Here is a 9475-nt window from a genome sequence, read left to right on the forward strand (position 1 = left end):
ATCTCATGGTCTTGGACAAGGACTGACCTTCGGAGATGGATGAATCGATTTATTAGTTGAATATCGGAAATTACTTATCAAACAGTCCACTAGCCGGGGGTATGGCACATGACCTTAACAATTTGCTGACACCGATAATGCTATCCCTGCAAATGTTAAAAGGAAAACTCAAGGATGAGCAGAGCCAAAAATTGCTTACTATTCTTGAAAATAACTCCTGCCGTGGAGCTGATTTAATAAAGCAGGTTCTTTCATTTGCGCGCGGGATAGAGGGTGAACGCAAACCTCTTCAGGCAAAATATATTATCGTCGAAATTGAGAAGATCATCAAAGAGACATTTCCAAGAAATATCGAAATCAGAACTGAAATACAAAATAACCTCTGGACAATATCGGGGGATGCTACACAACTCCATCAGGTTATAATGAATATATGTATGAATGCCCGCGATGCAATGCCGGATGGCGGTACCCTTAGCATCTCTGCTGAAAATCAATTTATTGATGAGAGCTATTCACGGATGAACATTGAGGCTAAAGTCGGTCCGCATCTCCTCATTGTCATATCTGATACCGGAACTGGTATTCCGGCGAAAATAGTGGACAGGATTTTTGAGCCGTTTTTCACGACAAAAGAACCTGGCAAAGGTACCGGTCTTGGTCTCTCAACATGCCTGGCAATCGTGAAAAGCCATGGTGGATTTATAAATGTATATAGTGAGATTGGTAAAGGAACGACGTTTAAGGTCTATTTGCCGGGAATCAAAACAGAATTACAAAAAGCAGAGGGACAGCCTGTGGAATTGCCGGTCGGACATGGGGAATTAATTCTCCTTGTTGAAGATGAAGGCTCAATTCGTGAGATTACCTTCTCGACATTGAAAGCATATGGATATAAAGTGCTTATGGCTAACGACGGTGCAGAAGCAGTAGCATTGTATGCTCAAAACAGAGATAAAATCGGGGCTGTACTTATGGATATGATGATGCCTGTTATGGACGGTGAAACGAGTATTCGCGCGATTCATAGAATTAACCCTGAAGTCAAAATTATCGCAGTCAGCGGATTAACAGATAAAGACAGACTTAAGAAAGTCGCAGACCTTGCGAACACTTTTTTGCCAAAGCCTTATACTGCCGAGAGATTGCTAAAAACCATACACGAGGTTTTAAGCGCGAAATAGAGATATCATCCGTAGCTATAAGGGATATACTTTAGTTACACTATCGAAATTGTTGCGTAATTTCATTTTGTAATGGGGAGCGCTGGTTAAGATCGTGATTGTACGTCGGACTGCATGAAAACCCCTGACACTTTACTAAGAATGAGGATGAAGATAGCAAATAGAATAAAACATATCTTCCAACAGACTGCTGAATAACTATTATTCATTAATATATATTATATTTAACAGTCATCTTAATATATGGCTTCGCTTCATTGATGAAATAACAATATACAGCAGGTGCAATTCAATTAATATGATCAGGTTCAGGCAAAGGATATAGGCAGGCGTCTATGTTTGGATATACAACCAAAGTGGAAGATACCCGAACCACAGTAAGATGCAAACAATTACTGAAGCGGTTTGCGTTAGTACCTATTGCCGTAATTTTGGCAGCAGTCTTAGTTTCAATGTTTTACCCGGATTCATGGCAGGGCTATACAGGAAAGGCAGAATCAATCACCGTCGGATATTCGCCGTTTGAGCAAACCGCACTTCTTTGGATCGCCGAAGACCGGCACTTTTTCAGCCGGAACAGCCTCAACGTGACCTTACGTAAGTATGATACCGGAGTTGGTTCACTGGATGGAATGTTGGACGGTGAAACGGACATTACGGTAGGGGTAACCGAGTTCCCCACGGTCGGAATGGTGTTCCAGAAAGAAAGAATTCGCACAATTGGAACCATCGCTAAAATTGAGCAGATATATCTTGTCGGACGGAAGGACCGGGGAATTGAGAACGTTTCAGACCTTAAGGGAAAGAGGGTTGGGACTACCTTAAGAACGGTAGCGCATTTCTATCTAGGCAGGTTTCTCGGACTTCATGGCATGAATATTAAGGACATAACCCTCGTTGACGTTAAAACACCGGCGGAATGGGTGAACGTTGTTGCAAACGGAGACATTGATGCAATTGCCACTGCCCAACCGTATGCTAATTCAGCCAGAGAGCGTCTGGGCGCTAACGCCGTTGTCTGGCCGGCACAGGGTAGTCAGCCCATATTCGGATTGATTGTTTCCACCGACGAGTGGATAACAAACCATCCTGAACTGGTCAGCAGGTTCCTTAAGTCTCTCGCACAGGCTGAGGAATATGCTACCCGTAATCCTGCCGAGGCAAAAGCCATCGTACAGAAGCGGCTGAACCTGGACGCCGCGCGTATGGAAACAGTTTGGTCTCAGGACCAGTTTTCTCTCTCGCTCGACCAGTCGCTTATTCTGGCTATGGAAGACGAAGCACGGTGGATGATGAACAACAACCTGACGACGGAGAAAAACATACCCGATTTCCTGGACTACATATACGAAGACGGCCTCAGGGCTGTAAAACCTGAAGCGGTAAATATCATACGGTAAAATCATGAAAATCAAAACCCAGTTTATCAATAGCATGGTCATCTTCGGTATAATGTTGATCATCATTGCTGCGTCGGTGATTTTCACAAATCAGCAGGTAGAGCGGCTTAACACGCAGGAAGAGATCGCTAAGAATATTGAGCGCGGCGCAAGCGAGCTCGGGTATCTATCGAATGATTATCTTCTTTATCATGAAAGCCCGCAGCGTGCCCGATGGGAATCAAAATTTTCCGAGCTTTCCAATTATCTGTCAAACCTGAACCCGAACAGTCCAGAACAGCAAACGCTTGTCAATAATATCAGGTCAAACCAGCAGCGGTTAAAAGCGGTCTTTACAGATGTGGTATCGACTTTTGAAAATACATCTCAGGGCACCGTGGCTGACCCGGAATTATTTCAGGTCTCATGGAGCCGGATAGCGGTTCAAAACCAGGGAATGGCATTTGATGCTGGACGGTTGTCGCAAATGTTGCATGATCAGGCAGAGCAATTGAAGCAAATGAATATTACACTCATTTTTGCGTTACTGGTTGTATTAGGTTTATATATTCTCACCAATTATTTCATTGTCTACTGCCGCGCTTTAGGATCAATATCAGAGCTCCAGGACGGAACAAAGATCATCGGTTCCGGTAACTTTGATTTTGCCATCAAACAGAGAAACGATGATGAAATCGGTGAATTATCCCGCTCCTTCAATCAGATGACAGCTAATTTGAAAGAAGTGACCGCCTCCAAAACGGAGCTGGAAAGGGAAATCACCGAACGTAAGCGGGCCGAGGAGGCGCTGCGGGAGAGCGAGCAGCGCTGGGCCACCACCCTTTCCAGCATCGGCGATGCGGTCATTTCCACCGATGTCGAAGGACGGATCACTTTCATGAACGCCGTGGCGGAAGCATTGACCGGCTGGACGCTCACCGATGCTTCGGCAAAACAGGTGACTGAAGTTTTCAATATCATCAACGAGTACACTCGCCGGGAAGCTGATAACCCTGTCAGCAGGGTACTCCGGGAGGGGACGATTGTTGGTCTTGCAAACCACACGATACTTGTGAAGAAGGACGGAACGGAAGTCCCGATAGATGATAGCGGTGCACCGATAAGAGACTTGGACGGCAAGACCATGGGCGTTGTGCTGGTCTTCCGCGATATCACCGGGCGCAAGATGGCGGAGGAGGCGCTGAAGGGAAGCGAGGAACGGCTGCACTTCGCCCTCGAAACCAGCCACATCGGCGCATGGGACATGGACTTGGTGGACCACACTGCGCATCGGTCGCTTGAGCACGACCACATCTTCGGCTACGAGCAATTGCTCCCGCAATGGACATATGAGATGTTTCTCGACCACGTGCTCCCGGAGGACCGCGCGATGGTGGACGCGAAGTTCATCGAGGCCACGGCGGCGCACAGCGACTGGAGTTTCGAGTGCCGTATCCGCCGCGTTGATGGCGAGATCCGGTGGATTTGGGTGGCCGGGCGCCACCAGGAGGACGCCACCGGAAGCGCGCGCTGGATGGCGGGCATTGTCCAGGACATTACCGAGCGCAGGCGTGTTGAGGAAGCTCTCCGAAAGGTACATGATGAGCTGGAACTGCGGGTTCAAGAACGAACCGCCGAGCTGGCGCAGGCCAATGAGGGCGTGAAAGCGGAACGGCAGCGGTTAAATGATATCCTGAACCTGCTTCCGGCTTACCTGGTTCTGTTATCGCCTGATTATCACGTGTCCTTTGCCAACCGCTTTTTCAGGGAGCGCTTCGGCGAGTCACACGGCTCTCGCTGCTATGAATATCTGTTTAAGCGTTGCGAGCCCTGCGAGATTTGCGAAACATATACAGTTCTGAAAACCAAGGCGCCCCATCATTGGGAGTGGACCGGCCCGGACTGCCGCAATTACGATATCTTCGACTTCCCTTTCACCGACACCGACGGCTCCAATCTCATTATGGAGGTAGGCATTGACATTACCGAGCGCAAGCAGGCTGAGGAGAAAATACGAGAACAAGCCGCTCTTCTTGACAAAGCGCAAGATGCCATCGGAGTCCGGGATTTAGAACATCGCCTCATCTACTTGAATAAAGGCGCACAACGCCTGTATGGCTGGACGGCAGAGGAAGCCATAGGCAAAAATGCCGACAGGCTTCTATATAAAGAACAATCGCCCCAGCTTATAGAAGCAAAAAAGAGCGTCATCGAGGAGGGTGAGTGGATTGGCAAATTGCATCAGGTAACGAAAGATGGTAAAGAAATCATTGTCGAAAGCCGCTGGACACTGGTGCGGGACAGCGAAGGAAGGCCTAAATCGATACTTATCATCAACACAGACATCACAGGAAAGGAAAAACTTGAAGCGCATTTATTGCGAGCGCAGCGAATGGAAAGTATAGGCACGCTAGCTGGCGGCATAGCGCATGACCTCAACAATATGCTGACGCCGATTATGATATCGCTGCAAATGTTAAAAGAAAAATTCAAGGATGAGCAGAGCCAGAAATTGCTTACTATCCTTGAAAATAACTCCTGCCGTGGAGCTGATTTAATAAAGCAGGTCCTGTCATTTGCACGGGGCGTCGAGGGTGAACGCAATCCCCTTCAGGCAAGACATATTATTACCGAAATTGAAAAGGTCGCAAGAGAAACATTTCCCAGGAACATTGAGATCAGAACCGATATACAGAAAGACCTCTTTACCATCTCTGGAGATGCCACACAACTGCACCAGGTTATAATGAACCTGTGTGTGAATGCCCGTGATGCAATGCCGGATGGCGGTATCTTAAGTATTTCTGCTGAGAATTGTTTTATCGATGAAAATTATGCGCAGATGCAGACCGAAGCTAAAACCGGTTCTTACACTACAATTGCAGTTTCGGACACAGGAACCGGTATCCCTCCCAAGATACTTGATAGGATATTTGAGCCGTTTTTCACGACAAAGGAATTTGGTAAAGGTACAGGACTTGGTCTTTCTACAGCCCTTGCTATTGTGAAAAGCCACGGAGGATTTATAAATGTGAACAGCGAGGTTGGAAAAGGAACGACGTTTTGCGTATATTTGCCTGCGATTAAAACCGAAATGCAAAATATAGAGGAACAGCAGCTTGAATTGCCCACCGGGCATGGAGAATTGGTCCTGGTTACTGAAGATGAAGATTCAGTCCGTGAGGTTACCATCTCGACACTGGAAAAATATGGATATAATGTGCTTGCAGCCAATGATGGTGCACAGGCAGTAGCAGAGTATGCTCAAAACACAGATAAAATCAAAGTTATCCTTATGGATATGATGATGCCGGTTATGGATGGTCATGCAAGCATCCGGGCGATTCGTAGAATTAACCCTGAAGTCAAAATTATCGCAGTCAGCGGATTAGCAGAGAAAGAGAAACTTAAAAACATAGCAGATTATACAAACGCTTTTCTGCCAAAGCCTTACACTGCCGAAAAGTTGCTAAAAACCATACACGGTGTTTTAAGTGCGAATTAAGCTTATCAAGACTTCACACGATACATATTTAACATCAACAAAAAAATATGTGTCCCTATGAACTGTCCTACATGCGGCGGCGACTGCGTACGCCCTGCCGAAGAAGTCCTTGATGAGCTTTTCCAGATGTACATGGCATGCGGCTCGTGTCCATCTGACCTGTTGTTTAATAAGAATGCCCCATTCCATGAAAAGATTGATAGCAACACCGGCAGGTGTACGAAATGCGGCAGGAGGCATCTTGATTTTGTCATCGGGAATGTCCTGATGATACTGAAAGAGAAAGGGCTCTTTCCCGCTGATGCTGCCTTAAAAGATGTAGGCACCCCGCTTATCGCTTTTGGTTACCAGGTGCCGTACCCTCCGCGCCTCGGGAATAAAAGTCTTGTCCTCATTATGGATTCGGTCACTAAAGAACTTGCTGATACGATATTAGCCAGTGTTCCTGAAATAAAAGGAGTTATAAAAAGGACCGGGAATCCCTTGAAAAGCATCGGGATACTGGATACTGACAGCACGCCGCATACCTATGAATTACTTGCGGGCTGCGATATGAGGTGCGATGTGGTATCTTCAACCTTTGGTGAGCTGTGCGTTTATAAGAACCAGTCCAGGGTACATATCGAGTTCAATAATACAAAAATCCAGAAGCTTGAGGGATTATATCTAAAAGGGGAGCTTAATAATGCCGTAATAATCGATGGATTCTGCGGTCCCGGCACCCTGGGGCTTTTATGTGCACTCGGCGGCGCTAAAAAGGTGATACTCAACGATGCATGGCTTCCGGCGTTGCGTAATACTATTTTGAACATTGAGGCGAATTCCGGCATCCTGGGTGTCAGCATCGAATCCGCAGCGCCGGATTATAATAAGCTCATAGGGCATGAACCGGTGCTCCTTGCCAAAGCCACCGGCAGGGCGGAAATCCTGGTGTATCACAGCGATTTCAGGAAACTCGGGGAAGTGGTTAAAGGATGCGATATCTGTTTGGTCGATACGTTCCCATCCGTGAATCCTGCCGGGTATGCGGCAATGTGCAGGGATTTTGCAAAAAAAGTCATGATAATTTAACGATAGTGTCCATAAACTTGCCGGGGTAGTTTTTGCATCTCACCACAAAGAGCACAAAGGACGCAAAGATTGTTGTAGCTTTGTTGAAGCTACGCTTTGTGTCCTTTGTGTCCTTTGCTATGTTTAATTGCATAAGTGAGGCCCAGGAGCCATATTACTGGTTACGAAGTTAAGTATCATTTCGTCGCTAATACATTTCCCGGGCTACCATAACATTCAGCTAGAGTGTCCTCATGAATTCCACAAGGTCTTTCTTCTCCTGGCTGGTGAGCTGGAGTTCAAGGACAATGTTGAAGAATTCTACCGTATCATCCAGTGTCAGCAGCCTCCCATCGTGTAAATATGGAGGCGAATCCTTAATGCCGCGCAAGGTAAATGTCTTGATCGGGCCGTCAGCGCTTGCCATCATCCCGTTGACCACCTGAGGCTTGTAGAAGCGCTCTACCTGCAGATTATGCATAGTATTATCAATGTAGTAGGGCGCCGGATGGCACTCTGCGCACTTGGCTTTGCCGAAGAACAGGTCCTGTCCGCGCATCTCAGATTCGCTGGCTTTTCTCGGGTCAAGCTTTCCGGAAATGTTGAGTTTTGGAGCAGGCGGGAAATCCAGGAGTTTCTGGAACTCAGCCATAAAATGCACCTGGCTGCCCCTCTCGAGTATATTGACGCCCTTTTTCGTGGCTATCACAGGGTCACCATCAAAGTATGCAGCGCGCTGCTCGAACTCTGTGAAATCCTCTACCGATCTCAGTGCACGCTGCGAACCGAATATGTTCTGGATATTCACGCCACGCAGACTCACGGTATCAATTCGATGCCTGAACTCCTGCGGCCGGATATCACCCACAAGATGGGTAGCAGCGTTCGTATGCCCATTCAAATGACAATCAAAACAGGAAACCCCAAGACTGGGTAGTTCTGAGCGGCGGTCCTCCAGCAAGTTGAACTGCTGCTGAGGGAACGGAGTCAATAATAGCCTCAGCCCTTCAAGTTGCTTGGGGTTGAGTATCCCGTTAAACAACTCAAAGTAGTTCTGAGTGGTTACCACTTTGCCCTGTGAGACATCTCCGAGATCAGGCCGCGTGGTCAGGAAGATAGGCGCCGGGAATTCAGGTAAAAACTGATCCGGCAGATCGAAATCAATATCAAAGCGGGTAAGATCCCGTCCTTCCTGTCTCTTGATCTCATCTATGTGGAATTTGGGGAAGACCATCCCTCCCTCAGACTGATTGGGATGGGGCAGCGGTAAAAAGCCCTTGGGAAAGAGATTATTCTCACGAATTTCCTCAGGACTCATTGCAGCCAGTTGGTCCCATGTCATGTTCTCAGAGAGTTTAACTCTTACACCATCTTGAACAGGCTTCCCGCGGGACATTGTCACCCCTGAAGCCGCGTGGTTGCTCAAGTCATAACGTTCGTTGAGCAAATCCATCTGTCGCTGCATCGCCCCAGGCTTTGTAGCTACATATCGTGCCATGACTGTTGCAAAGTCTTCCTTGATGACTACAGGCAGGTAGCTCGAAGATTTATTTGCAACCTGACTTGCATTATCAATTGCTTCACCAACGGAAGTGTTGTTCAAACCATTCGTTCCTGATTCCTGGGCATATACCGCGCCCAGCAGAATAAGCGCTAAGGCAGACATAACCAATAGCGCTAATACGTATTTTGGTATTATTTGTTTCATATCTTTAACCCCCCTTTTATTTTCGACGAAATGATACCTAACACTTTTACATTCATTTATTGATTTTTTTGCCCTAATTTGAAATAACAATATATTTTAGCATTTTAAATAACTGCATGCTTCTAGCTAAACTATTGCACCCACAGCCCCAGTCCTCAAGATCCGAGGACTATCTTAGTTGGATATCTCTATCATACATAGTATATATAACTGCCTCTTATTCCAGTATCTCCGAAAGGATGTAAAATAATTTTATAAGTATAGGATTTTTGAGCTTTTCCGTTCTTCAATAGAAATATTTATATCTCTGGATATCCATAGTATATCCAATGAAAAAAGTTGCAATTCAAGCCCAAACTCATATTGAGATTGATGGAATCGAAGGATTCTTCATTCGTAAAGTAACGAAATTCGGTAATAGCGCAAAAGTTGACTGCCCCAAAGAATACATCAACCGAACTGTATATCTGGTGATAATTTGACCGTAAAAACAGATAGATACTTTCGGTCACTCAAAACCATTGATACATTCATAGATCGTGCCCTCGGTATAACGCCAAATGGGATAATTCTATCAGGATTCGATTATGATCTTGATTTATTACACGCAGCATTGGCAAACACTTATCTGGAAACGGTAGGCAGACGT

At 46.3% G+C, this 9475-nt stretch carries 6 protein-coding genes; 5 read left to right on the forward strand and 1 reads right to left on the reverse strand.

Going from position 1 to position 9475, the window contains the following annotated elements:
- Positions 1 to 101: 101 nt before the first annotated feature.
- The 4 genes from MNV_RS04410 to MNV_RS04425 all read left to right on the forward strand — a co-directional run bounded on the left by MNV_RS04410 (position 102) and on the right by MNV_RS04425 (position 7139).
- Complete coding sequence (locus MNV_RS04410) at positions 102 to 1184, forward strand: hybrid sensor histidine kinase/response regulator (RefSeq protein ID WP_096204164.1); 1083 nt, start codon at positions 102 to 104, stop codon at positions 1182 to 1184.
- Between the two features lie 335 nt (positions 1185 to 1519).
- Positions 1520 to 2584, forward strand: a complete 1065-nt coding sequence (locus tag MNV_RS04415) for an ABC transporter substrate-binding protein (protein ID WP_096204165.1) — start codon at positions 1520 to 1522, stop codon at positions 2582 to 2584.
- A gap of 4 nt (positions 2585 to 2588) precedes the next feature.
- Positions 2589 to 6068 carry a PAS domain S-box protein gene (locus MNV_RS04420; RefSeq protein WP_096204166.1) on the forward strand — a complete coding sequence of 1160 codons (3480 nt, stop codon included), beginning with the start codon at positions 2589 to 2591 and terminating at the stop codon, positions 6066 to 6068.
- A 57-nt stretch (positions 6069 to 6125) separates the two neighbouring features.
- Complete coding sequence (locus MNV_RS04425) at positions 6126 to 7139, forward strand: hypothetical protein (protein WP_096204167.1); 1014 nt, start codon at positions 6126 to 6128, stop codon at positions 7137 to 7139.
- 220 nt (positions 7140 to 7359) lie between these two features.
- On the opposite strand, the gene MNV_RS04430 is transcribed toward MNV_RS04425, so the two are convergent.
- Positions 7360 to 8826 (reverse strand): cytochrome B6, encoded by a 1467-nt coding sequence (locus MNV_RS04430; RefSeq protein WP_096204168.1) that lies wholly within the window; start codon positions 8824 to 8826, stop codon positions 7360 to 7362.
- 329 nt (positions 8827 to 9155) lie between these two features.
- Here MNV_RS04430 and MNV_RS04435 point away from each other — a divergent pair, with 329 nt between their 5' ends.
- A complete protein-coding gene (locus MNV_RS04435) occupies positions 9156 to 9308 on the forward strand; it encodes a DUF2080 family transposase-associated protein (protein ID WP_096204169.1) in 153 nt (50 codons plus the stop codon).
- The last annotated feature ends 167 nt before the right edge of the window (positions 9309 to 9475 follow it).

The sequence above is a fragment of the Candidatus Methanoperedens nitratireducens genome (genome assembly GCF_900196725.1).
Lineage (GTDB): Archaea > Halobacteriota > Methanosarcinia > Methanosarcinales > Methanoperedenaceae > Methanoperedens > Methanoperedens nitroreducens_A.

Coding starts and splice junctions, on each gene's coding strand:
- MNV_RS04410 (WP_096204164.1), top strand. CDS start 102: ATGGCACATGACCTTAACAATTTGCTGACACCGATAATGCTATCCCTG.
- MNV_RS04415 (WP_096204165.1), top strand. CDS start 1,520: ATGTTTGGATATACAACCAAAGTGGAAGATACCCGAACCACAGTAAGA.
- MNV_RS04420 (WP_096204166.1), top strand. CDS start 2,589: ATGAAAATCAAAACCCAGTTTATCAATAGCATGGTCATCTTCGGTATA.
- MNV_RS04425 (WP_096204167.1), top strand. CDS start 6,126: ATGAACTGTCCTACATGCGGCGGCGACTGCGTACGCCCTGCCGAAGAA.
- MNV_RS04430 (WP_096204168.1), bottom strand. CDS start 8,826: ATGAAACAAATAATACCAAAATACGTATTAGCGCTATTGGTTATGTCT.
- MNV_RS04435 (WP_096204169.1), top strand. CDS start 9,156: ATGAAAAAAGTTGCAATTCAAGCCCAAACTCATATTGAGATTGATGGA.